At 71.1% G+C, this 21,603-nt stretch carries 27 protein-coding genes; 13 read left to right on the top strand and 14 right to left on the bottom strand.

Annotation, left to right across the window (positions count from 1 at the left end):
• Window positions 1–77 precede the first annotated feature (77 nt).
• The gene (trmB, locus tag AB0B85_RS32315) at window positions 78–707 is read right to left on the bottom strand and encodes a tRNA (guanosine(46)-N7)-methyltransferase TrmB (RefSeq protein WP_357413352.1); all 630 of its coding nucleotides are present in this window, start codon (window positions 705–707) and stop codon (window positions 78–80) included.
• A gap of 208 nt (window positions 708–915) precedes the next feature.
• Here trmB and AB0B85_RS32310 point away from each other — a divergent pair, with 208 nt between their 5' ends.
• Together AB0B85_RS32310 and AB0B85_RS32305 are read left to right on the top strand one after the other, a co-directional pair.
• Entirely contained in the window at window positions 916–1,560 is a 645-nt protein-coding gene (locus AB0B85_RS32310) for a hypothetical protein (RefSeq protein ID WP_357413350.1), read from the top strand.
• Window positions 1,561–1,720: 160 nt separating this feature from the next.
• Complete coding sequence (locus AB0B85_RS32305; protein WP_357413348.1) at window positions 1,721–2,386, top strand: class F sortase; 666 nt, start codon at window positions 1,721–1,723, stop codon at window positions 2,384–2,386.
• A gap of 11 nt (window positions 2,387–2,397) precedes the next feature.
• Here AB0B85_RS32305 and AB0B85_RS32300 read toward each other — a convergent pair whose 3' ends face one another.
• Together AB0B85_RS32300 and AB0B85_RS32295 are read right to left on the bottom strand one after the other, a co-directional pair.
• Entirely contained in the window at window positions 2,398–3,273 is an 876-nt protein-coding gene (locus AB0B85_RS32300; protein ID WP_357413334.1) for an alpha/beta hydrolase, read from the bottom strand.
• Between the two features lie 253 nt (window positions 3,274–3,526).
• A complete protein-coding gene (locus AB0B85_RS32295) occupies window positions 3,527–4,228 on the bottom strand; it encodes a TetR/AcrR family transcriptional regulator (protein ID WP_357413332.1) in 702 nt (233 codons plus the stop codon).
• Between the two features lie 86 nt (window positions 4,229–4,314).
• On the opposite strand from AB0B85_RS32295, the gene AB0B85_RS32290 reads away from it, so the two are divergent.
• Entirely contained in the window at window positions 4,315–5,193 is an 879-nt protein-coding gene (locus tag AB0B85_RS32290; RefSeq protein WP_357413330.1) for an aldo/keto reductase, read from the top strand.
• A 73-nt stretch (window positions 5,194–5,266) separates the two neighbouring features.
• Here AB0B85_RS32290 and AB0B85_RS32285 read toward each other — a convergent pair whose 3' ends face one another.
• From AB0B85_RS32285 to AB0B85_RS32275, 3 genes are read right to left on the bottom strand one after another with little or no spacing between them, the layout of a single operon-like run.
• On the bottom strand, window positions 5,267–5,584 hold the full coding sequence (locus AB0B85_RS32285) for an antibiotic biosynthesis monooxygenase (protein WP_357413329.1): 318 nt from the start codon (window positions 5,582–5,584) through the stop codon (window positions 5,267–5,269).
• A 17-nt stretch (window positions 5,585–5,601) separates the two neighbouring features.
• Window positions 5,602–6,399, bottom strand: coding sequence for an exodeoxyribonuclease III (locus AB0B85_RS32280; protein WP_357413327.1), 798 nt, complete (start codon window positions 6,397–6,399; stop codon window positions 5,602–5,604).
• Window positions 6,400–6,436: 37 nt separating this feature from the next.
• On the bottom strand, window positions 6,437–7,357 hold the full coding sequence (locus AB0B85_RS32275) for a PAC2 family protein (protein WP_357413325.1): 921 nt from the start codon (window positions 7,355–7,357) through the stop codon (window positions 6,437–6,439).
• A gap of 421 nt (window positions 7,358–7,778) precedes the next feature.
• Between AB0B85_RS32275 and AB0B85_RS32270 the strand changes: the two genes are divergently transcribed.
• The 3 genes from AB0B85_RS32270 (at window position 7,779) to AB0B85_RS32260 (ending at window position 9,688) form a co-directional block, all read left to right on the top strand.
• Window positions 7,779–8,627 carry a peptidase M23 gene (locus AB0B85_RS32270; RefSeq protein WP_357413323.1) on the top strand — a complete coding sequence of 283 codons (849 nt, stop codon included), beginning with the start codon at window positions 7,779–7,781 and terminating at the stop codon, window positions 8,625–8,627.
• A gap of 106 nt (window positions 8,628–8,733) precedes the next feature.
• On the top strand, window positions 8,734–8,880 hold the full coding sequence (locus tag AB0B85_RS32265; RefSeq protein WP_357413321.1) for a hypothetical protein: 147 nt from the start codon (window positions 8,734–8,736) through the stop codon (window positions 8,878–8,880).
• A gap of 49 nt (window positions 8,881–8,929) precedes the next feature.
• On the top strand, window positions 8,930–9,688 hold the full coding sequence (locus AB0B85_RS32260) for an EcsC family protein (RefSeq protein WP_357413320.1): 759 nt from the start codon (window positions 8,930–8,932) through the stop codon (window positions 9,686–9,688).
• A gap of 17 nt (window positions 9,689–9,705) precedes the next feature.
• Here the strand turns inward: AB0B85_RS32260 and AB0B85_RS32255 are convergent, their stop codons facing one another.
• Window positions 9,706–10,557 carry a GDSL-type esterase/lipase family protein gene (locus AB0B85_RS32255; protein WP_357413318.1) on the bottom strand — a complete coding sequence of 284 codons (852 nt, stop codon included), beginning with the start codon at window positions 10,555–10,557 and terminating at the stop codon, window positions 9,706–9,708.
• Between the two features lie 121 nt (window positions 10,558–10,678).
• Window positions 10,679–11,269 carry an antibiotic biosynthesis monooxygenase gene (locus AB0B85_RS32250; RefSeq protein WP_357413316.1) on the bottom strand — a complete coding sequence of 197 codons (591 nt, stop codon included), beginning with the start codon at window positions 11,267–11,269 and terminating at the stop codon, window positions 10,679–10,681.
• 123 nt (window positions 11,270–11,392) lie between these two features.
• On the opposite strand from AB0B85_RS32250, the gene AB0B85_RS32245 reads away from it, so the two are divergent.
• The 5 genes from AB0B85_RS32245 to AB0B85_RS32225 are packed head-to-tail and all read left to right on the top strand — an operon-like array spanning window position 11,393 to window position 15,959.
• Window positions 11,393–11,656, top strand: a complete 264-nt coding sequence (locus AB0B85_RS32245) for a DUF6343 family protein (protein WP_357413314.1) — start codon at window positions 11,393–11,395, stop codon at window positions 11,654–11,656.
• A 12-nt stretch (window positions 11,657–11,668) separates the two neighbouring features.
• Window positions 11,669–13,084: an NADP-dependent succinic semialdehyde dehydrogenase gene (locus tag AB0B85_RS32240; protein ID WP_357413312.1), complete on the top strand. Its 1,416-nt coding sequence runs from the start codon at window positions 11,669–11,671 to the stop codon at window positions 13,082–13,084.
• Window positions 13,085–13,128: 44 nt separating this feature from the next.
• The gene (locus AB0B85_RS32235; protein WP_357413310.1) at window positions 13,129–14,094 is read left to right on the top strand and encodes a TIGR03885 family FMN-dependent LLM class oxidoreductase; all 966 of its coding nucleotides are present in this window, start codon (window positions 13,129–13,131) and stop codon (window positions 14,092–14,094) included.
• 39 nt (window positions 14,095–14,133) lie between these two features.
• Window positions 14,134–15,705 (top strand): Na+/H+ antiporter, encoded by a 1,572-nt coding sequence (locus AB0B85_RS32230; protein ID WP_357413308.1) that lies wholly within the window; start codon window positions 14,134–14,136, stop codon window positions 15,703–15,705.
• Window positions 15,702–15,959 (top strand): UBP-type zinc finger domain-containing protein, encoded by a 258-nt coding sequence (locus AB0B85_RS32225; protein WP_357413306.1) that lies wholly within the window; start codon window positions 15,702–15,704, stop codon window positions 15,957–15,959. The genes AB0B85_RS32230 and AB0B85_RS32225 overlap by 4 nt, the downstream gene beginning before the upstream one ends.
• Here AB0B85_RS32225 and AB0B85_RS32220 read toward each other — a convergent pair.
• From AB0B85_RS32220 to AB0B85_RS32195, 6 genes are all read right to left on the bottom strand, one after another.
• Entirely contained in the window at window positions 15,935–17,218 is a 1,284-nt protein-coding gene (locus AB0B85_RS32220) for an MFS transporter (RefSeq protein WP_357413304.1), read from the bottom strand. The two genes, AB0B85_RS32225 and AB0B85_RS32220, sit on opposite strands and share 25 nt — an antisense overlap.
• 254 nt (window positions 17,219–17,472) lie before the next feature.
• Window positions 17,473–17,790 (bottom strand): hypothetical protein, encoded by a 318-nt coding sequence (locus tag AB0B85_RS32215; RefSeq protein WP_357413302.1) that lies wholly within the window; start codon window positions 17,788–17,790, stop codon window positions 17,473–17,475.
• A gap of 11 nt (window positions 17,791–17,801) precedes the next feature.
• Window positions 17,802–18,029 carry a hypothetical protein gene (locus AB0B85_RS32210; protein ID WP_357413300.1) on the bottom strand — a complete coding sequence of 76 codons (228 nt, stop codon included), beginning with the start codon at window positions 18,027–18,029 and terminating at the stop codon, window positions 17,802–17,804.
• Between the two features lie 89 nt (window positions 18,030–18,118).
• Window positions 18,119–18,820 carry a transposase domain-containing protein gene (locus tag AB0B85_RS32205; protein ID WP_357413298.1) on the bottom strand — a complete coding sequence of 234 codons (702 nt, stop codon included), beginning with the start codon at window positions 18,818–18,820 and terminating at the stop codon, window positions 18,119–18,121.
• Window positions 18,821–18,943: 123 nt separating this feature from the next.
• On the bottom strand, window positions 18,944–19,081 hold the full coding sequence (locus AB0B85_RS32200; protein ID WP_357413295.1) for a hypothetical protein: 138 nt from the start codon (window positions 19,079–19,081) through the stop codon (window positions 18,944–18,946).
• 23 nt (window positions 19,082–19,104) lie between these two features.
• The gene (locus tag AB0B85_RS32195) at window positions 19,105–19,890 is read right to left on the bottom strand and encodes a DUF6585 family protein (protein WP_357413294.1); all 786 of its coding nucleotides are present in this window, start codon (window positions 19,888–19,890) and stop codon (window positions 19,105–19,107) included.
• Window positions 19,891–20,145: 255 nt separating this feature from the next.
• Between AB0B85_RS32195 and AB0B85_RS32190 the strand changes: the two genes are divergently transcribed.
• A complete protein-coding gene (locus AB0B85_RS32190; RefSeq protein ID WP_357413346.1) occupies window positions 20,146–20,637 on the top strand; it encodes a molybdopterin-binding protein in 492 nt (163 codons plus the stop codon).
• A 182-nt stretch (window positions 20,638–20,819) separates the two neighbouring features.
• Window positions 20,820–21,416, top strand: coding sequence for a hypothetical protein (locus tag AB0B85_RS32185; RefSeq protein WP_357413292.1), 597 nt, complete (start codon window positions 20,820–20,822; stop codon window positions 21,414–21,416).
• Window positions 21,417–21,603 lie beyond the last annotated feature (187 nt).

The following is a 21,603-nucleotide window of genomic DNA, read 5'->3' as shown; positions in this document are numbered from 1 at the left end:
CCCCGCTCCGCCAACCCGGTGTCCACCGGACCCCCGTCCGGGCCGGTGGGTCCGGGCCGGCGGGACGGCCCGGCGCGTCACCGTCGGCGGTAGAGCAGGTCGGCGACGGGCCGGCCGGCCGTGATCGCCCGCCGCTCGAACTTCGTCACCGGCCGGTGCGCCGGACGCGGCGCGAAGCCGCCGTAGGCGTCCACCAACTCCGGATCCGCCGCCAGCGTGTCCCGCATCGACTCGGCGTACTCGGCCCAGTCGGTCGCGCAGTGCAGCGTGCCGCCGGGGCGCAGCCGAGACCGCAGCAGCGCCACGTGCGCCGGCTGGATGATCCGCCGCTTGTGGTGGCGGGCCTTCGGCCACGGGTCCGGAAAGAAGACGTGTACGGCGTCCAGCACATCCACCGGCAGGCCGCTGACCAGGGACAACGCGTCGCCCTTTGCCACCCGCACGTTCGTCAGCCCGTGCCGGTCCACCAGGTCGAGCAGGTTGGCGATTCCCGGCGTGTGCACCTCGACCGCCAGATAATCTCGATCCGGGTCAGCGGCGGCCATCGCAGCGGTGCTGTCGCCCATGCCCGAGCCGATCTCCAGCACCACCGGGGCCCGGCGACCGAACAGGTCAGCCAGGTCGACGGGCACGACCGGTCCGTCCGGCACTGTCAGGCCGTACGCGGGCCAGAGCCGGGTCAGCGCGTCGGTCTGCCGGTCGCTCATCCGACCCCGGCGGGGATGGAACGTGCGGATCGTCCGGCTCACGGGCGGGACGGCGGGGTCATTGTCGGTGGCGGTCACAGCGACCCGAGCGTACGCGACGCCGCCAGCGAATCGGATGTGATGTGCGACCGGAAATGAGAGGATCCAACTGGTACGGCAGGTCGGGTGCACCGCTGCCCGACTCGGCCGCGCGGCGTCGAGAGGGGGCATCGTGACAGTGACCCGCTGCGGCGTGACCCTGTCGGTGCTGACCGCCCTCACCGGCCCCCTGCTCACCGCACTCCTGCTCACCGCGCCCGCCCATGCCGCACCCCGGTCCGGCACGCCGGAGGTTGCCGCGCCCGCGGCCCGGGGGACCGCGTTCGTCGCCGCCGCGCCGCAACCGGAAGGCCCACCGGGTGGCGCACCGCAGCCGACACCGGCGGTGGACATCTTCGTCGAGGTGAGCCCCAGCACGGTGCAGCCCGGCTACCTGGTCGGGATCCGGGCCAGTTGTCGGGACAACTCGGTCGGCGCCACTGTCGTCTCCGACGCCTTCGGCGCGATCGGCGTACAGCCGCAGCACGGCCTGCTCACCGCGGCGCCGATGGTGCGCGAGCGCACGCGCCCCGGCAACTACCGGGTCAAGCTGGAGTGCCGTGACGGTGAGACCGCCTCGACCATGCTCCAGGTGGTCAAGAAGGTTCCGGTCCAGCCCAGTCGCGGTCCGGCCACCGGTTTCGGTGGGAGTGCCAACGGGACGACCGGCAAGCTGCTGCTGCCCGGCGGCGCGGCGCTGACCGTCACCGGGATGGTCCTCGCCGTCGTGGCGTTGCGCCGGCCGCGTCCGGCCCGCGGCACTGCGCGGGGCTGAGGCCGCCATGGAGATCTTCCGACCCGCGTCGCCGCCGCCCGGCCCTCGCCCGGCCCCCGGCTCGCGCCCGGCACGGGCCGACCGCGTGCCGGTGGACGACCGCTTCGAGGCCCATCGCCTGCCGCTCGACGACAGTCCGCTGGTCCCGGACCGCCCGAGTATGGCCGCTCGTCCGCCGACCGCGGTGGCCCCGCGGCGCAGCCGACCTCCTGGTCGTAGCCCCTGGTCGGTGCCGCTGGCCGTGGTGCTGGTGCTGGTCGGGGTCTTCGCCACCGGGGCAGGGCTGGGCCGCTCGGTCGGCCCGCTCGACTTCGCCCCGGCGGGCGGGGACCGCCCGGCCCGCAGCGAGTCGGTCGGGTTGTCGGCCAGCCGCCCGGTGCGCCTCACCGTGCCCGCCATCAAGGTGGCCGCGCCGGTGGCGCCCGTCGGGCAGGCCCGGGACGGCTCGATCGCCGTACCGCCGCTGGAGCGGCACAACGAGACCGGCTGGTACGACCGTGGTCCCACGCCCGGCGAACCCGGCCCGGCGGTGATCGTCGGGCACGTGGACACCAAGAGCGGGCCATCGGTCTTTTACGACCTGGGCAAGCTGAAGCCGGGCGACCTGATCGAGGTGGCCCGCGCGGACCGGTCGACGGTGGTCTTCAAGGTCGACAGCGTGGAGCACTTCCCGAAGGACCAGTTGCCGGCCGACCGCATCTACGGCCACGACGGCCCCGCCGGGCTGCGGCTGATCACCTGTGGTGGCCAGTTCATCGGCGGGCGCACCGGCTACGCCGACAACGTGATCGCCTTCGCCACCCTCCAGTCCTCCCGCAAGCCCTGACCGCGCGGGCGTCAGCTCAGGAAGTCGAGGAGTTGGCGGGTGGTCTGCTCGGGTGCCTCCTCCGGGATGAAGTGCCCGACCGGCACGGGCTCGCCGCGCACGTCATGGGCCCACTCCCGCCAGATCGCGAGCGGGTCGGCGTAGAGCTTGGCGACCTGGCCGCGTTGACTCCAGAGGAACAGCACCGGGCAGGTGATCTTCCGGTGGCCGCGGTCCGCCTCGTCCTGTTGGTAGTCCAGGGTCGCGGCGGCACGAAACTCCTCGCAGATCGCGTGCGCTGTGGCCGGGTCGCTGAACTGCTTGACGTACGCCGCCCGCACCTCGGGCGGGAAGGCGTCCTTCACCTCGGGCCAGGTGTCGAGCATGTAGTCGACGAGCACGGCGGGTGCCGCGCCGATGAACTGCTCGGGCACCGGCGCCGGTGCGGCCAGGAACGACCAGACCCAGTAGGAGAGACTGAACGCCTTGTCGGCACGGTTGTAGGCATCCCCGATGGGGACGACGTCCATGACGGCCAGCCGGGTGACGACGTCCGGTTCGTCAAGCGCGAGACGGTACGCGCAGCGCGCCCCACGGTCATGGCCGACGAGTCGGAACCGCTCATGGCCCAGGCTCCGCATCACCTCGACCTGGTCGCGGGCGATGGCTCGCATGCTGTACGGCTCATGGTCGTCGGTGCTCGGCGGGGTGCCGCTGTCGCCCCAGCCTCGCAGGTCGGTGGCGACGACAGTGAAGTGCTCGGCGAGACGGGGCGCGACCTGGTGCCACATGAGATGCGTCTCGGGGATGCCGTGGAGGAGCAGGACAGGCGGTCCGTTTCCGCCCCGGCGGCCGTGGATCGTCGCGCCGGAGGTGGCGATGTCGAACTCTTCGAACCCGTCGAACACGGCCAGGACCCCCCGCAGCTTGGGATGCACAGTGAGCGAACGGCGTGCGACGGCAGGCAGGGCGACTGGCGGCCGGCTACCGCACGGACCGAATCGAGGCTATCAACGGAGGCAGTCGGCCCGACGTGATTCGGCTGCGGTGCGGCATGCGCGGCACACCGGCGGCCGGGTCTGCTCGGTGGCGGCCGGGCTGTCGCTCGACGTACCCCAATGCCTTGCCAAGGCCGTGTCTGACAAGTGGCCTGCGAGTCACCTAGTGGGCGAGTTGCTGAAGCCAGTCCTGCAGGAGTGCGGTCTCGACGGGGCGGAGCGGGACGCTAGTTGGATCCGTCCCGCCGAGGGCGGCATCGAGCGCGAGGGCGCGAGCGGCGAGGGTGGAGTCCGGGGCCGGGCCCGTGTCGGTGGTCAGGGCGTCGATGAGTGCTTCCCGCATGCGCGGTGAGACCTCCGGGTCGCGTTCGCTCTCGGGGATGCCGATCAGGGAGAGCGTGGTGCCGGTTACCGCTGCCAGCGTGAGGTGGGCGGCAAGGACGGGCGGCACCCGTAGGCGGCCGTCGGAGGCGGCGCGGCCGAGGAACGTCATGAGGAGTTCCTGAGCCTCCCGCGCGGCAGGTGGGCGCCGGCCGGGGCGGTCGGTGCCGTACATCAGCAGGTAGAAGGCGGGGTGTTTCAGGCCGAAGTCGACATGCATGTCCCATCCGCGGCGAATGTCGTCGACCGGGTTGCCGCTCGACGACAAGGTGTGCTTCTGCGCCAGGTAAAGGTCGAAGCCGTGGATGGCCAGCGACGAGAGGAGCCCGTCCTTGTCGCCGAAGAGCTGGTACAGGGAGGCGGCACGGATGCCTGCCGCCGCTGCGACGGCGCGGGTGGAGAGCGCCTGGGCGCCCTCCCGTTCCAACAGCTCGGCTGCGACTTCCAGGATCTGCCGGCGACTGCGGGTCTTCGCATCATCCACGGTTGCAATGCTACGGCATAAGGCGTATCACTGGTTCGGTCAGCGATACGGGAAATACCGTCGCAGTGATACGGCAGGAGAGGCCGATGAATCGTGTGGGATACGGCGCCATGCAGCTTGCGGGCCCTCAGGTCTGGGGATTCCCGGACGACCCGGAGGCGGCGCGGCGGGTGTTGCGCCTGGCTGTCGAGCTGGGCGTGACCTTCTTCGACACCGCGAACGCCTACGGGCCACGAACGGTGAACCAGCTGATCGGGCAGGCGCTGGGACCGATCCCCGAGGGCGTGATCGTGGGCAACAAGGTCGGCGCAGAGCGCGGCCCGGACAAGTCCTGGATCGTCGACGGTCGCCCGGAGACGGTCCGGCGGCAGGTTCACGAGGCCCTTACCGACATGGGAATGGACGCGAGCGAGCTGACCTACCTCCGGCTCGTCGGCGACACCCCCGGTGCGCACCAGGACGTACCGCTGGAGGAGTCGCTCGGCGCACTCGTCCAGCTGCGAGACCAGGGGCTGATCCGCCGCATCGGCCTGTCCGGCGCGTCCCCGCAGGTGCTGGCCCGCGCCCAGCGAATGACCCCCATCGCGGCGGTGCAGAACCGCTTCAACCTGCTTGACCGCAGCGGCGTCCAGGTCCTCGCCGACTGCGAGACCCAGGGCATCCTCTTCATCCCCTACTTCCCGCTGGCCGCCGGACGGCTCAGCGGCCACCAGGAGCTGACCGGCCCAGCAGAGCGCCTAGGCGCCACACCGGCCCAGATCGCACTGGCCTGGCTGCTGCGCCGTTCGCCTTCCATTGTCGTCATCCCCGGCACGAGCAGTACCGACCACCTGCGGTCCAACATCGCAGCTTCCGAAGTTGCCGAACAATTGACCGACACCGAGGTCGCGCGCCTGACCGGACTCGTCGACGAGTCGCAAGCGGTCCTCGGGCAGCCCACGCCACCCGCCCAAGGCCACCGCTGAAGAGGCCCCGGGGATGCCGCTATCGACCTCGGCCGCTCCGCCAACCAGCAAAGTGATCATTGTCAGACGCGGCCTAGGGGTGGGGGACGTGCAGCGCCACCTCGAACTCCAGCAGGCTGGCCCCGGTGGCGACCGGTGGGCGGGGCTGCTCGCCGGGCGCGCCAGCGTGGGCGGCCCGCGACGGGCCGGCGGCCCACGCCTGGTACGCCTCTTCGCTCTCCCACTTCGTGTACACGAAGTATCGGGTCTCACCGGCCACCGGTCGGAGCAGCTCGAAGCCGAGGAAGCCGGGGGAGTTTTCCACAGCGCCGGCGCGGGCGGCGAACCGCTTCTCCAACTCCGCGCCGGCGCCAGGCGGGACCTCGATTGCGTTGATCTTCACGACTGCCATCTGCCCACCCTAGCTACTCAGAACCCGTCGACCGCAGGCACCAGCTCCGCGTCGACCACGATCGGGGCGTGGTCGGAGGGTCCCTTGCCCTTGCGGGCCTCCCGGTCCACGTAGGCCGAACCGACAGCGCGGGCGAACGGCGCGGACGCGTACACCAGGTCGATTCGCATGCCCTTGTTCTGGTGGAACATCCCGGCCCGGTAGTCCCAGTAGGTGAAGGGGTGTGGCCCCTTCATCGGGGTCGGCACCACGTCGACGAGGCCCAGGTCGCGAAGTGCCGCGAGGGCCGCCCGCTCCGCCGGGGTGACGTGGGTGGAGTGGGTGAAGACCGCCGGGTCCCAGACGTCGGCGTCGGTCGGGGCGACGTTGAAGTCGCCGCAGACGACAAGCGGTAGCCCACCGGACAACTCGGCAGCCACCGCGTCGCGCAGCGCCGCGAACCAGGCCAGCTTGTACGCGTAGTGCGGGTCCTCGGGTGTCCGGCCGTTCGGCACGTACACCGACCAGACCCGCACCCCGTCGCAGGTGGCGGAGATGGCGCGGGCCTCGGGCTCGGGAAAGCCGGGCTCACCGGCGAACCCGACCCGGACGTCGTCCAGCCCGACCCGGGACAGGATGGCGACTCCGTTCCACCGGCCGTCGCTGTGGCTGGCCACCGTGTAACCCAACGCGCCCACCTCGGTCACCGGGAAGGCGCCGTCCGGGCACTTTGTCTCCTGCAGGCAGACGACGTCCGGCCCGGTGTCGGCCAGCCACTCCAGCAGCCGGGGGAGGCGGGCCTTCACCGAGTTGACGTTCCAGGTCGCCAGGCGCATGCCCCCAGCCTGCCGCATCCGCCCCCGGTACGCCGGGTCAGCTGCCCGGGGTGTCGCCGGGACGGGTTTGTTCGGCCAGGAACCGCTCCAGTTCCGCGCCCAGCTCGTCGGCAGTGGGCAGCGGCCCGGCGTCCGCGGCGAGCAGGTTCTTCTCACCTCGACCGCGGGCGAACGCGTCGTACTGCTCCTCCAGAGCCTGGACCAGGGCGGCGGCGTCCTCGGTCTGCGCGACCTGGCGGTCGATCTCCACCCGGACCACCTCGGCGGCCGAGCGGAGCCCGTCGCCGGGCAGCAGCAGCCCGGTGCTGCGCGACACCGAGCTGAGCAGCACCTCGGCGGCGGCCGGGTATTCGGTCTGCGCCACGTAGTGCGGCACGTGGGCGGCGAAGCCCAACGCGTCGCGACCCTGCTTGCCGAGGCGGAACTCCAGCAGGTGCCCGACGCTGCCGGGCACCTGGACGCGTTGCAGCCAGGGCTCGTATCCGGCGATCAGCTCGGGGCGGGTGGCGTGCGCCGTCACTCCGGTCGGTCGGGTGTGCGGCACCGCCATCGGGATCGAGTTCAGCCCCACGGTGAGCCGGACGTCCAGGCGGGCGGCCAGCCCGGCCACCGCGGCCACGAACCGCTCCCACTGCAGGTCCGGCTCGGGGCCGGTGAGCAGCAGGAAGGGGGTTTCGTCGTCGTCCCGCAGCAGGTGCAGCTCAAGCGTGGGCGCGTCCACGCTCTCCCAGTGGTCCTCGACGAAGGTCATCACCGGTCGGCGCGACCGGTAGTCGAAGAGCTGGTCGACGTCGAAGGTGGCGATCGGTCGACCCTCAAGCGAGGTGAGCAGCTGCTCGCGCGCCAGCCGGCTGGCATTACCGGCGTCCACGAACCCGGTGAGGGCCTGGATCAGAACCGGCTGCCCGAGGTCGGGCAGATCGTCGGTGAGCTGGTAGAGCTCGTGTGGGTCGAGCACCGGTGCGGACCTCCCTGAAATGTGCCTGCGGGGCGCCGACGCGATGGAGGGCACCCGTTCGGGCAACGTACCCGCCATCCTGGTGCATTCCTGCGCCGGGCGATTCGTCGCCCGAGGGATGAGCGGGACCAGACTATTCGCCCGATTACGCCGCCAGACTGTTTGCCCTCGGCCGATCGGCCGAGGGGTGGTTCGACCCAACGGCCCAGTTTGTCGATCATGTCTCGACCGGGGGTCCGATGTACCCGACAGTCACCGGCCGTGTCGGCCTGCGCGCACCGCCGCATTCATCCGGTACGCGAGGAATGTTCCTCGGGCGGGTCGCCCCGGCCACGTCGTCCACCAGGGTGGCCCCGATCTGTGGGAATCACCACGTGATCACCGTGCGTGATCGGGGTTTCCCCCTGCCTAGCCTCGGTTGATGCGTGACGACGGCACCCTCGACGACCCGTACGCCCCGAGCAGCGCCACTGCCGATACGGAGGATGGCGCCTCAGCCGAACGGACAACCGCCGCGAGTCGACTCCGGGCGTACGTCCGGGACCTGAACGGTCGACGCCGGGCCCAGCTGGCGCTGGCCACCGGTGTGGTCTGCTGCCTCGGCCTGACCGCGGTCGCCCAGGTGGGCGACGAGAAGCCCGGCGGGGCGACCCGCTCCGGCCCGCCCGCCAGCTCGGAGCTGGCGCAACGCGCCGAGCAGCAGGACGCGGCCTCCCGTGGTCACGATCGCGCCGCCGCCCCGGCGCCGTCGGCCACGGCGACCCCCGGTGACCCGGACACCGCGGCACCCGCCCGCAAGGTCGCACCGGCCCGCCCGACCAAACCGGCGCCCGTCGTCGGGCTGGACGAGGCCCAGATGGAGAACGCCGCGGCGATCGTGCGCGCCGGCCGCAAGATGGGGGTGCCCCGCCGGGGCCTGGTGATCGCGGTCGCCACCGCCATGCAGGAGAGCAACCTCTACAACGTGGCGAGTGGTGTGCTGCCCGAGTCGCAGGACTACCCACACCAGGGCGTCGGCTGGGACCACGACTCGGTCGGGTTGTTCCAGCAGCGTTCCAGCAGCGGCTGGGGCCCGGTGGGCCGGCTGATGGATCCCGAGTTCGCGACCCGACAGTTTCTCAGCGCGCTGGAGCAGGTGCCCGGCTGGGAGCGGATGCGGCTCACCGACGCGGCCCAGGCGGTGCAGGTCTCCGCGTACCCCGAGCACTACCAGCAGCACGAGTGGCGGGCCACCCGGGTCGTCGACGCCATCATGCCGGCGGGACGATAGTCTTCCGCCCACTGTGGACGGTCAAGGTTGAGGCTGTCGCATCCCGGGTACATGTGTTGCGGTTACGGGGTACACATGACAACGGGATCATCGACAGGAGGACGCCATGTCACTGATGCAGCGGATCACCACGTTCCTGAGATCGCCGAAGGGGCAGCAACTGGTCGAGCGAGGTCGTCGGGAGATGGCCAAGCCCGCTAACCAGGAAAAGCTCAAGGGTCTGGCGGCCCGGTTGTCCAACCGCCGCCGCTGACCGCCCCATCGGCCGCCCTGTCCGCCATTCCCATTCCAGGGGAGACCCGGTGACCGACACTCCGCCCGTCGGCGGCCAGCCTGCCGCCCCTACTCCCCAGCCGTCCGTCGACCTGCCCGCCGGGCCGGCGGACACCGCCGAGGGTCCGCCGGCCCGTCTCTGGGACCGGATGCGCGACGACCCCCAGTACGCCCCGGAGCACCTCGCCCTGGAGGCGGTGCGCCGGCTCGGGCCGGAAGCCGAGCAGTGGGCCGACCGGGCCCGCGCCGAGCAGCCCGGGGTGTCGTCCGACGCCCTGGCCGACCAGGCGACGCGCAAGTTCGTCAACCTGGCCCGGCTCTCGGGCGCGGTCTCCGGCGCGGCCGGACTACCCGGCGCCGTGATCGACGTGGGCGTGCTGGCCTGGACCCAGGCCCGGATGGTGTTGCACATCGCTGCCGCTTACGACGTCGATCCGCTGCACAGCGACCGGGCCACCGACCTTCTTGTGCTGCAGCGCGTGCACAAGGTCGCCGAGAGTGCCCGACTGGCGCTCGGGGTGGCCGCCGGCCGGGAACGCGCCGACGCCCTGTTCGGTCTGGGTGGCCAGCGCCCACTCGGTCGGGTGATGCTGCAACTCGGCGTCCGGCTGGCCCAGATGGCCGGCGTCCGGGCCGCCAAGCGGGTCGTCGCCAAGATCATCCCCGGGGCGGCCATCGTGCTCGGCACCTGGGCCAACTCGTCGGCCACGAAGGAGCTCGCCCAGCGTTCCCGCGCCCTCTACCGGCCTCGGGGCGGCAGCGCCCTCCCGGGACCTCGGCTACCCTGACCGCCCGCCCGGAGCGGTCAGCTGGCCATCCCGGAGGGACGCCAGGTCACCTCGGCCAGTCGGCCCTGGCCGGCGGTGTTGGGATGGAACCAGTCGAGCGGGTTGAGCAGGTCCAGGGTGAACCGGACCCGGTGCGCCGCGCCGCCGTCGTGCCGACAGCGCGAGCCGTACGCCCGGCAGGCCGCGACCAGTTCGGCGTTGTACGCCTCGATCCGGTCCCGGACCGCCGCCCGGCGTGCCTGGTCAGCGGGTGCCGTCGAGGTGGCCTCGGCCAGCAGGGCCGGGCAGACGCCCCGCCGCCACGCGCGGACCGCCCGTGGATCGTCGTGCCCGACCTCCCAGAGCCGGTACAGGTCGGGGATGCTCACCACCAGCACCCGGGCCTTCGGCCGGCCGCTGCGCAGCACCTGTAGCCCCCGGTCCACGTCGGCCCGGAACCGCGCCACCGGGGTCATCGCGTCCACTCCACCCCGGCAGACGTCGTTGGCGCCGATGAGCACCGTGACGTAGTCGGGACGGTCGCGTACCGCCGCCCGGGCCTGCCCTTCGAGGGCGTCCGCGCGGGCGCCGGCCCGGGCGTGGTTGTACGTCCGGTCGCGGATCGCCGAATTCTGGTCGAGCAGCCGCCGGTAGTGGCTGCGCACCCGCAGGCCGTCGCCGGTGGACCAGGAGTTGCGCTCGCAGGAGGTGAGCACCAGGCAGGAGGCGAAGCCGGTGCTTATCGAGTCGCCGAGAGCGGCGATGCCACCCGGCCCGCTCGACGCCGGGCCGCTGCGGGTGGGGCGGGGCGTCGCGGACGTACCACCCTCGCAGGCCAACGCGACGAGTGCGACGAGACAGGCCAGCGCGGCGACCCACCGTCGAGGCATGACGTCCCCCGTTCCGCAGCGCAGAGCGACAGCCCGATAACTCTATGCATAGGACGTGGTGTGCCGGGAACCTGCTGTCGGCTATGCGGCAGAGTGCCGGCGGCCGGGCCGGCGAGGTGGTTTAATCCCGCCGCGCTGCCGGCTGGCCGTGCAGCCACCCGTGCAGGGCCCGGGTGATCCGCGGCAGCACCAGATAGGTCATCAGTGGGGTCAGGCAGAGCGTCATCAGCAGCACCCGCGCCGCCAACGGCACGGCGGCGAGGAAGTGACTGGTCAACAGGGTCGCGCTGAGGCTCAGCGGAAAGAACGCCAACCAGATGGTCACCGCCTGCTTCCACCTCGGCGGCGAGGTAGGCCCGACCGGCTCGACCGGGTCGACCGAGTGCTCAAGCGGCGGGTCGAACCAGCCCTCGATGCCGGTCCGCCGCTCGACCCGGGTGTGCTCGACGATGCCCTGGGCCGAGCTGAGCCACCAGTGCCGCTGCGGTGACTCCTCCCACCGGTGCAGCGTCTCGGCGTCGGCGAAGCGGTAGAGCATGTGCCACTCCGGCGAACCGGGGCCGCTCTGCACCCAGCCGGCGCCGAGGAAACCCGGGAACGCCTCGGCCAGCGCGGTGCCGGCCCGCATCCAGGCCACCATCTCGCTGGACCGCGTCGGGTCGACACGGCGGGCGATGGCGACGGTCACCGGCACGGCGAGGGTCATTGACATGCGCCCATCCTGCGGGCATCGGGGGCCACGGCGCGATCGGATGTGCCGGAGCACACCACCACACCGGCAGGTGCGAGCGCGCGGTACCGGTTAACCGGGCCGATCGGGGGTAGGTCGGGGGTTATGACGAGATCGCAGCCCCGGCGCGCCCGTGGCACGGTCGGCCACGCGAACAGCGCCCTCAATCTCCGGCTCACCCTCGCCAGCTTCGGGCTGGTGACCATGGTGGTGTTCGCGGTGCTGGCGTTCTGGGCCGGCATCGCCTGGCTCGGCGTACTCTGTGCGATCTTCGCCGTGGTCGCCGTGGTCGACCTGGTCGTGATCCAGCGCCGCCGCGCCGCCCGCCGCCGCGAGGAGCCGGGCGTACGACACTCGTTGTTCGAGTGACAGGAGGACGAGATGCCCCACATCGCCACCACCAACCCCGCCACCGGACAGGTGCTCAAGACCTACGAGGCGATGTCCACCGAGCAACTCGACGGTGCCATCGAGCGCACCGACCTCGCCTACCAGCAGCTCCGGACGACGAGCGTCGACGAGCGCGCCAGGTGGATGAGGGCCGCCGCCGACCTGCTGGACGCCGAGCGTGACGAGATCGCCCGGATCATGACCACCGAGATGGGCAAGACGTACGCCTCCGCGCAGGCCGAGGTGACCAAGTGCGCCACGGCGGCCCGCTTCTACGCCGACCACGCCCCCGCGTTCCTCGCCGACGAGCCGGCCGACGCCGACGCGGTGAAGGCGACCCGGGCGTTCATCCGCTACCAGCCGATCGGTGTGGTGCTCGCGGTGATGCCGTGGAACTTCCCGCTCTGGCAGGTGATGCGGTTCGCGGCCCCGGCGCTGATGGCCGGCAACACCGGCCTGCTCAAGCACGCCTCGAACGTGCCGCAGACCGCCCTGTTGCTGGAGGACGTGTTCCGCCGGGCCGGCTTCCCCGAGGGCGCCTTCACCACGGTGCTGGTCGGCTCGGAGGCCGTCGACCGGATCCTGAGCGACCCCCGGGTCCGTGCCGCCACGCTCACCGGCAGTGAGCCGGCCGGCCGGTCCATCGCCCAGATCGCCGGGCGGGAGCTGAAGAAGACGGTCCTCGAACTCGGCGGCAGCGACCCGTTCGTCGTGATGCCCTCGGCCGACGTGGACCGGGCCGCCGAGGTGGCCACCACCGCCCGCTGCCAGAACAACGGCCAGTCCTGCATCGCCGCGAAGCGGTTCATCGTGCACACCGACGTCTTCGACGCCTTCGCCGCGAAGTTCGCCGCGAACATGGCCGCGCTGCGCGTCGGCGACCCGATGGACCCGGACACCGACGTGGGGCCGCTGGCCAGCGAGCGGGGCCGTGACGAGGTGCACGCCCAGGTCCGCGACGCTGTCGACAACGGCGCCACAGTGCTCTGCGGCGGCGAGCCGCCATCCGGCGACGGGTGGTTCTACCCGCCGACGGTGGTCACCGACCTCACCCCGCAGATGCGGATGTGGTCCGAGGAGGTCTTCGGCCCGGTCGCCGGGCTGTTCCGGGTGTCCTCGTACGAGGAGGCGATCGAGGTCGCCAACGGCACCAGCTTCGGGCTCGGCTCGAACGCCTGGACCCGGGACCCGGCCGAGCAGGAGCGCTTCGCCACCGACCTGGACGCGGGCAACGTCTTCATCAACGGCATGACCACCTCGTACCCGGAGTTGCCGTTCGGCGGGGTGAAGAACTCCGGCTACGGGCGCGAGTTGTCGGCGCTGGGGATGCGGGAGTTCTGCAACACCAAGACGGTCTGGGTGGGCGAGGGCGCTGCCTCGGCCGGCGCGGGGGCACACGCGGAATAGCCCGCAGGCATCAGCCGACGCCGTCATGGGTAGGAGGTGCGCCCATGACGACGTTCGGTTTTCACGCCTCCCATGAGCAGATCGGCCCGCGCGCACTCCTCGAGGCGGTGAAACACGCCGAGCGGGCCGGCTTCGACGCCGCCATGTGCTCCGACCACTTCTCCCCGTGGAGCGCCCGGCAGGGCGAGTCCGGCTTTGCCTGGTCCTGGCTTGGTGCCGCCCTGCAGGCCACCGGCCTGCCGTTCGGTGTCGTGAACGCGCCCGGCCAGCGGTACCACCCGGCGATCATCGCGCAGGCCATCGGCACCCTCGGCGCGATGTACCCGGGCCGGTTCTGGGCGGCGCTGGGCACCGGCGAGGCCAGCAACGAGCACATCACCGGCGACCCGTGGCCGCGCAAGGACGTGCGCGCCGCCCGCCTGCGCGAGTGCGTGGACGTGATCCGCGCGCTGCTGGCCGGCGAGGAGGTCAGCCACGACGGCCTGGTCCGGGTGGACCGGGCCCGGCTGTGGACCCGCCCCGAGCAGCCGCCCGCACTTGTCGGCGCCGCCGTCAGCGTGGCCACCGCCCGCTGGTGCGCCGAGTGGGCCGACGGGCTGATCACCGTGAACGCCCCCGTGGCGCACCTGCGCGAGATGATCGACGCGTACCGGGACGCCGGTGGGCGCGGTCCGCTGCACCTGCAGGTGCACGTCTCCTGGGCGCCGGATCAGGCGCAGGCCGAGGCCATCGCGTACGACCAGTGGCGCAGCAACGTCTTCGCCCCGCCGGTCTGCTGGGACCTGGAGACCGCCGAGCACTTCGACGCGGTCTCCGCCGACGTGCCGGCGCAGCGGGTCGCCGAGGTGGTGAACGTCTCGGCCGACCTGGGCCGGCACGTCGGCTGGCTGGAGGAGTACCTGGAACTCGGCTTCGACCAGATCGCCCTGCACCACGTCGGGCAGGAACAGCGCGGCTTCATCGACACGTTCGGCGCCGAGGTGCTGCCGAAGCTGCGGCCGACCGGCTGATCGAGGCACGCATCGGCGGCACCCCTAGGCTCGTATCCCATGGAAAGCCTGTTTCCGGTAGTCGTCTTCCTGGCGATCGCCACCTTTGGTGCGGCGCTGGCCCGCCGGCTCGGCCTGCTGGCGCCGATCGTGCTGGTCGTGCTCGGCCTGGCGCTCTCCTTCGTGCCGGGCGTTCCGCACGTCGAACTCGACCCGGAGCTGGTCCTGGTCGGCATCCTGCCGCCGCTGCTGTACGTCGCCGCGCTGGAAACCTCGGTGCCGGCGTTCAAGAACAACATCCGGCCGATCCTGTTGCTCGCGGTCGGCCTGGTGCTGTTCACCGCCTTCGTGGTCGGGTTCGTGCTGCACCTGCTGGTGCCGCAGGCGCCGTTCGCGGTCTGCCTGGCGCTCGGCGCGGTGGTCGCCCCGCCGGACGCGGTGGCCGCCACCGCTGTCGCGCGCCGGGTCGGGCTGCCCCGCCGGGTGGTCACCATCCTGGAGGGGGAGAGCCTGGTCAACGACGCCACCGCGCTGGTGCTGCTGCGGGTCGCCACGATGGCCACCGCCGGCTCGGCGGTCGGCGCCACCGACGTGACGATCGAGGTGCTGCGGGCCACCGGCGGCGGCATCCTGATCGGCGCGCTCGGTGCGGTGGTCTTCGGTTTCCTGCACCGGCGGATCACCGATCCGCTGCTTGACAACGCACTGTCGCTGATCATCCCGTTCGCTGTGGTGTTCGCCGCCGAGGCGGTGCACTCCTCCGGCGTGGTCGCGGTGGTGGTCACCGGCCTGGCGCTCGGCCACAAGCTGTCCCAGCTGCTCTCGGCGGCCTCCCGGTTGCAGACCGGCGCGTTCTGGCGGCTGGTCCGGTTCCTGTTGGAAGGGCTGGTGTTCCTGCTCGTCGGCCTGCAACTGCGGGAGGTGTTGCGCGACCTCGACGAGCCCGCCGGGTCGCTCGCGCTGATCACCGTCGCGGTGCTCGCCACAGTCGTCCTGACCCGTTTCGTCTGGCTCTTCCCGGCCACCTACCTGGCCCGGCTGGTTCCCCGGATCCGCCGCCGGGACTCGGCCCCGTCACCCAGGATCCCGATCGTCATCGGCTGGGCCGGGATGCGCGGCGTGGTGACGCTGGCCGCCGCTCTGGCCCTGCCGCTGACCCTGGCCGACGACAAGCCGTACCCCCGGGCCCTGTTCATCTGGCTGGCCTTCGCGGTGATCGTGGTCACCCTGGTCGGCCAGGGCGCCACGCTGCCGCTGGTCGCCCGCCGGCTGAAACTGCCCCAGGACGACCCGGTGCAGGACGCGTTGTCGGCTGCCGGGGTGCAGCAACAGGCCAGCAGGGCTGCCCAGGAACGCCTCGACGAACTGGCCGACAGCGCCCCCGAGGCGGTGGTGGACCGGCTGCGCCGCGCCCTTGAGGATCGCAACAACATGGCCTGGGAGCGGCTCGGTGGCACCGAACGGGAAACGCCGTCGCAGGCGTACGGTCGACTCCGGCAGAGGATGATCGACGCCGAGCGGGATGTGTTCCGGGCCGCCCGGGACGCCGGTCGAATTCCTGAGGAGGTGTTGGTGCGGGCCTATCGTGACCTGGACCTGGAAGAATCATTGTTGCGGGAGGTCGAGAAGTGAGCTGTGAGCACCTGACCGAGGCGGGTGCCGCCGAGGCGCGTACCCCTGACGAGTGCGCGGACTGCGTCGCCATCGGCGAGACCTACTGGGTGCATCTGCGCACCTGCCTGAGCTGCGGGCAGGTCGGCTGCTGCGACTCGTCGCCGAACCAGCACGCGAGCAAGCACTACGCGTCCACCGGCCACCCGGTGATCCGCTCGGCCCAGCCCGGCGAGGCCTGGCGGTGGTGCTACGTCGACGAGGAGATCGGCTGATCGCTGGCCGGAAGCGGCTGGGCGCGGTTCGCCAGCGCCCGTCGGGTGAGCGGTGGCACGGCCAGGCCGGTGCCGGCGAGCAGCCCGGCCAGGGCCAGCCAGCCGATCGGGCCACCGCCGAGGATCAGCCAGGTCAGCAACGCTGGCCCCGCCGCGCGGGCCAGCCCGGCGAGCAGCGTGTCGACTCCCTGGTAGGCGCCGATGGCGTCCGGGGCGGCGAGGTCGTAGGCAAGCGCCGCCCCGGCCCCGGCGTGCCACAGGTCGCCGAGGGTGTAGACCACTGTCGCGCCCAGCAGCAGGCCGATCGCCAGCGCGCCGGAGACGACGCCGGTCGCGGCCCAGAGCAGCGTCCCGGCCGCGAGCACCAGACCGGCCCGACGCATCGTCGCCGCCGCCGGCAACGCGTCCCGCACGCTTCCGCTCAGGCGTACCGCGAGCGCCACGGTGAGCAGCGTGTTGACGAGCAGCACGGCGGACACCGTCACCAGCGGCGCGTCGGTGCGGGCCACCACCCACAGCGGCAGCACCACCGTCAGCGCCACCGAGTGCAGGGCGAGCACGGCCGAGGACCCGGCGACCGCGAGGAAGCGCCAGTCGCGCAACGCGCGGCCCGGTAGCGGCCGAACCGCCCGCCGGACCGGCGGATACGACGGCAGTCGCAGGATCAGCGCCGCCGAGACCAGGTAGGTCACGACGTTGCCGACCACGAGCAGCCGGTACGCCCACCCGGTGTCCGCCACCAGCGCGAACCCGGCCAGGCCCGCGCCGAGCGCCACACCCAGGTTGGCCACCGCGCGCAGGGTGGCGAAGGCGTGCACCCGGCCCTGCGGCCCGCCGACCGCGGCGACAAGCGCGGCGCGGACCGCCAGGTTGCCGGAGACCAGCAGCGCGTCCAGTGTGGCCACCAGCAGGAAGACCGGGAACGAACCGACAAACAGGTACGCGACGGCGACGGCGGCCTGCGCCAGTTGGAGGACCGCCCGGAGGGTACGCGGATCACGCTGGTCGGCCAGCCCGCCGAGCGGCACGCTGGCGGTGAGCCCCACCAGGCCGGCGAGCGTGAGCCCCAGCCCGACCCGTGTCGGGCTCAGCCCGACGACGCGAGTGAGGTAGAGCGCCGAACCGGCCACCCACAGCCCGGTCCCGACGGTGTTGGCGAGCGTGGCCAGCGACAGCGTACGCAGCCGACCGGGCGGCGGCAGCGGTGACAGCGACCGCCAACGGCCGCGAATCTCCGTCCGGGTGTCCGCAGTGTCCACGCACCCGACCCTAGGACTGACGCACGGGTAGCGACGCCCCGAGCGCTGCGGCTCCCGTCACAGCTACGCCACGCCGTCTGCTGGTGCGCGGACCGTGGCGTCATCGTCGAGTGGGTGCTGTCCGAAAACGGCTCTGCCGAGCCCACCGTCCGTGGGCAGCACAGTATGGTCATCCCAGCCAGGATGGCCGATGGCTTCCACCAGTTGTTGGCAGCTAGCCCCAACGCCGTTCAGTTTGGGCGGTGGTTGGTTGGTCAAGGTTCGTTGGTGATGATGTCGATGCTGGTGGTGGCCTTGTAGGTGCGGCGATCGATGTTCGGTCCACGGGCCTGGTAGTTGGAGTTCGAGCGTTTGATCATGCGGGTCTTGGTGCGGATGCGGCGTTCGGGTAGCAGGTTGGCCAAGACGCGTTCGCCGATGACGCCGACCAGGTGGATGGTGGTGTCGGCGATGACGCCGGCGGCGTGGACGACCTGGTCGCGGGCGGCGTTGAGGGCGGTGGTGAAACTGGCCCGGTCCGGGTCGAGGCCGGGCCGACTGTCGGTGGCGTCGACCATGGCGGTCCGCAGCACCTGGTAGACGATCAGCAGGGCATGGATCTCCTGATCGACGCCGTCGGGGTGCGGGCGCGCAGGACCCGGCCGCCGAGGATGGTGGATTTGAGTTCCAGGTAGGCGGTCTCGATTTCCCATCGCTGGTGGTAGAGGGCGGCGGGGTAGCGACGCGGGTCGAGCAGGGTTGTGATGAACCGGTAGCCGCCGGTGTGGTTGCCGGTGGTGGTGGTGATGATGCTGATCCGGGCCTCGATCACGCGGACGTGCTGGCCGCCGATGACCGACAGCCAGGAACCGTCGCGGTAGCGGCGGATCAGCGGGAGCCTGCGGCCGGTCTTGCAGCGGATTAAAGGTCCGTTCCGGTCGCGGTGAGTGTGGAGATCAGGTCGGCGGCGGCGTAGTTGCGGTCGGCTTGGAGCAGCATCCCGGCGCGTAGGCTGCGGGCGAGCCGCGCGGCTTGGACTGTTTCGCCGGTGGTGCTCGGATCGAACACGGCGTCGATGACCGAGCGAGTGCCGCAGGCCAACAGGGCGCTCAGCCGCAGTGTCGGGTAGCCGGAGCCGCCGTGGTTGCACCGGTGTTTGACGTAGCGGCGCAGGTTGGCTGTCGAGTCCGCGACGGTGAGCATGGTGCCGTCGATGACGACCGGCAGCAGGCCCCGCCACCACACGGTGGCGACGGCGCCGGTGGCCGCTGGGCCTCGTAGCAGGTCGAACAAGGCCCGCAGTGGTGCCGGGCCGAGTCGTTGCCGGGCTTGGCGCAACGCGCTGCCGCTGGGGTCTGGTACCGGCAGCCCGCGCAGGCCGGCGACGAGTTTCGCCCATACCTGCCGGTAGCCGAGGTCGGCGAACAGACAGCCGGCCAGCAGCAGATACACCACCACCCGGGCCGGCAACAGACGGACCCGTCGCTGCGTACGCCGGGTCGCGGCGAGGACGTCATCGACCATCTCGAACGGCACGAGGCGGGTCAACTCACCGAGATGACCCGCCGCGAGCGGTTCGGCGGCTACCGTGACCGTCCGTGTTATGGCAATCTGATCGACCAAGCGGGGTTCCTGGTTCGGGTTGTCTTGGAGTGACACACCTTGATAGCGGAACCCCGCCTCTCACATCGTGATCAACACACCTATCGACCAGCCCCGCCCACGCCTAACTGAACGGCGTTGGGGCTAGCTGCGGCGGGACGAGTTCGGCATCGCCTTGTTTAAGGTGCTGCGGGAGATCCCGAGCAGCTTCGCGATCGACGACATCGACCGGTCCGGCTCGGCGAGCTGGTGCATCGCGTAGGCGACCTTCTCCGGCGTCATCGCCGCTCCCGGTGCGGTCGCGATCAGGGCCGCCAGTCGCCGCGCGCATCCCCCTTGACGATCGGCCGGCCGTATTGCTGCACGGCGGCGCATAGCACCTCCCCGAACTGGTCCCGGACCTGCTCGCCCGGTCGTCCCTGGATGCGAAAACGCTTGCCGTCCACTGCGGTCAGGTGGTAGGCCCCGGCCCTCCGGGAAATCAGCAACCGGTCCACCTGGTTCCACGCCACCAGATGGGTACGGCCGCGACGGCGCAGCAGCATCCCACCGGTGTACAGGTAGGCGTGTACCGGGGTCCGGGTCAACGCGGCCAGGGCCACGAACACCAGCGTCACCGCCAGCAGCAACGGCGCCAGTGCCAGCATGGCCACCCCCCGCGCCTGCAGGCTGATGGCCAGCCAGGCCAGGAGGAAGAAGGCGGCGACGGACGCGGCGGCCCCACCGAGCGCCAACACGAAGTTCGCCACCTGGTTGGCATCCTTCCGGGTGGCGATCAGATCACCGAAGCCGGCCTGCTCCGCCCGGGCCGCAGCCGCCGGCGGCGGCGGTGCGGCCGGCGCCGAGAAGCCGTCCGGAATCGCCGTCTCGGCCCACTGCTTGCCGTTCTTCTTGATCGCCACGTTGCTGAGGGCGACCATCGCCACCCCGGCAGCGATCACGAACACCTTGCCGAGGACGTCGCCACGCCAGAAAAGACTGATCAGCCCCACCGCGACAATCAGGAATCCGCCGAGCAGCACGAGGAGGGCCAGACAGCCGACAGCCGGCATGTGTGTCTCCGGTGCGGACTTGATCCCTTCCCGCGCCACGGAACCTCCTCCAGGCAGCCCATCCGCCGGCGGCCCGATCTCCGCTGGATCCTCACCGGCACCCTCTAACCGATTTACGTCCGCCATGCCATTCCTCCCCGCGCGGATCGAAGCCCTACCATTTTATGAAGACATTGACGGTCGGCGCTCACCCACTTCAGAGTGGAGAGCAACGATCTCCGGCTAGATCCGCGCTGGCGCGCCGGTCAGCGGCACCGCAAGCGTGACCAGCGATCCGTCCCCCTCCATCGGTAACTGAGTGGTCCCGGCCCGCACCGTGTTTGCCCATCTGGCCCCTCGCGCAGCTCAGGATGGCCGGGCCCAGTCGGTCCGAGCCCGAAGCAGGGCCCGGCGGCGGGCCCCGGACAGGTCCGCGACGCCCTCGCGCCGGTCGTCACCGCCCTGACCATCCGGGCCGGCGGCGAGGTCGCCCACCACCGGCTGCTTCCCGACCACGCCGACGCCCTGCACAACGCGATCACCCGCGCGCACGTCGACGTCGTCGTGATAACCGGGTCGTCCTCGGCCGGTGCCGCCGATCACCTCCGCGGCGTGCTCGCCACCCTGAACGCCCGATGGCACATCGACGGTGTGGCGTGCCGGCCCGGGCGACCGCAGGCCCTCGCCAGCACCGCCGACGGCAGGTGGATCGTCGGCCTTCCCGGTAATCCGTTCGCCGGCCTAGCCCCACGCCGTTCAGTTAGGCGTGGGCGGGGCTGGTCGATAGGTGTGTTGATCACGATGTGAGAGGCGGGGTTCCGGTATCAAGGTGTGTCACTCCAAGACAACCCGAACCAGGAACCACCTCGATGGATCGATCGCCGCACCTACAAGGCCACCACCAGCATCGACATCATCACCAACGAACCTTGACCAACCAACCACCGCCCTAACTGAACGGCGTTGCCAGCTAGCCCTACCCTGGCCAGATGCTTGCTGCTGAGGCTCCGAAAGTCACCGACTGGATGCAAGCGTGGGGGAGCATAGCCGGTCTGGTGATGTCGACATTCGCCGTGATCTTCACCGGTCTGCTGTTCCGCCACGAGATCCGCGTCCGTCGTGATGAGAAGGCGGATTCGGAGGCAGCCCAAGCTCGCCTAATTGTCGGTCGTCCAGTAGCTCTGGGTCACGGCAACGCTGGCCTACCAGGATTCACAAGGGCGGACTGCCTGATCAGCAACTACAGTGGGGCCCCGATCTTCAACGTCAGGCTCCGTCTACTGCACAATGGATCAGTCCTCAGTGTCAAGGACGGGATATTCTCCGTGCTGACCGAAGAAACAGATTGGCACGCTGACCTGAGGAAACTCATTCCCGTGTCGACAAGTGAGCCAATGGCTGACTGGGTTGTCGAGATCCGATTCACGGACTCATCGGGTCACTTGTGGTGCCGAGTAGGTATGGATCTCCCCGTCAGAATTCTTCCGGCCCAACCTTCCGAGAGTCCGTTCCGGTGGATTCTCCTCTTACTTGCCGGGGCGGCATCGGCCGTAGCAGGGATCGGCATCATCGAGTACATCCTGTAGTCAGCCCAAGCCGTGTCGTCGGATCCGGATCGGCGCGGAAAGATCACGTTCGCCGGTGGTAGTGGTTGCGGCGGGGGAGTTGTTCGGGGTCGAGCCAGGCCGGTGGGATGAATTCGGGCTGACCGTCGCCGCTGAGTTGCACGGCCCAGTCGCTGTGGTGGAGGTGTCGGTGGTGGTGGGCGCAGAG

It is taken from the genome of Micromonospora sp. NPDC049044 (assembly GCF_040649215.1).
Classification (GTDB): Bacteria; Actinomycetota; Actinomycetes; order Mycobacteriales; family Micromonosporaceae; genus Micromonospora.
This window is presented reverse-complemented; position numbering and strand designations above follow the sequence as displayed.

Bases quoted from the DNA above. Each gene is read 5' to 3' on its own strand.
- AB0B85_RS32230 (WP_357413308.1), top strand. From the start codon at position 14,134: ATGGAAAGCCTGTTTCCGGTAGTCGTCTTCCTGGCGATCGCCACCTTT.
- AB0B85_RS32250 (WP_357413316.1), bottom strand. From the start codon at position 11,269: ATGTCAATGACCCTCGCCGTGCCGGTGACCGTCGCCATCGCCCGCCGT.
- trmB (WP_357413352.1), bottom strand. From the start codon at position 707: ATGAGCGACCGGCAGACCGACGCGCTGACCCGGCTCTGGCCCGCGTAC.
- AB0B85_RS32290 (WP_357413330.1), top strand. From the start codon at position 4,315: ATGAATCGTGTGGGATACGGCGCCATGCAGCTTGCGGGCCCTCAGGTC.
- AB0B85_RS32270 (WP_357413323.1), top strand. From the start codon at position 7,779: ATGCGTGACGACGGCACCCTCGACGACCCGTACGCCCCGAGCAGCGCC.
- AB0B85_RS32185 (WP_357413292.1), top strand. From the start codon at position 20,820: ATGCTTGCTGCTGAGGCTCCGAAAGTCACCGACTGGATGCAAGCGTGG.
- AB0B85_RS32265 (WP_357413321.1), top strand. From the start codon at position 8,734: ATGTCACTGATGCAGCGGATCACCACGTTCCTGAGATCGCCGAAGGGG.
- AB0B85_RS32235 (WP_357413310.1), top strand. From the start codon at position 13,129: ATGACGACGTTCGGTTTTCACGCCTCCCATGAGCAGATCGGCCCGCGC.
- AB0B85_RS32280 (WP_357413327.1), bottom strand. From the start codon at position 6,399: ATGCGCCTGGCGACCTGGAACGTCAACTCGGTGAAGGCCCGCCTCCCC.
- AB0B85_RS32285 (WP_357413329.1), bottom strand. From the start codon at position 5,584: ATGGCAGTCGTGAAGATCAACGCAATCGAGGTCCCGCCTGGCGCCGGC.
- AB0B85_RS32245 (WP_357413314.1), top strand. From the start codon at position 11,393: ATGACGAGATCGCAGCCCCGGCGCGCCCGTGGCACGGTCGGCCACGCG.
- AB0B85_RS32240 (WP_357413312.1), top strand. From the start codon at position 11,669: ATGCCCCACATCGCCACCACCAACCCCGCCACCGGACAGGTGCTCAAG.
- AB0B85_RS32200 (WP_357413295.1), bottom strand. From the start codon at position 19,081: ATGACGCCGGAGAAGGTCGCCTACGCGATGCACCAGCTCGCCGAGCCG.
- AB0B85_RS32255 (WP_357413318.1), bottom strand. From the start codon at position 10,557: ATGCCTCGACGGTGGGTCGCCGCGCTGGCCTGTCTCGTCGCACTCGTC.
- AB0B85_RS32305 (WP_357413348.1), top strand. From the start codon at position 1,721: ATGGCCGCTCGTCCGCCGACCGCGGTGGCCCCGCGGCGCAGCCGACCT.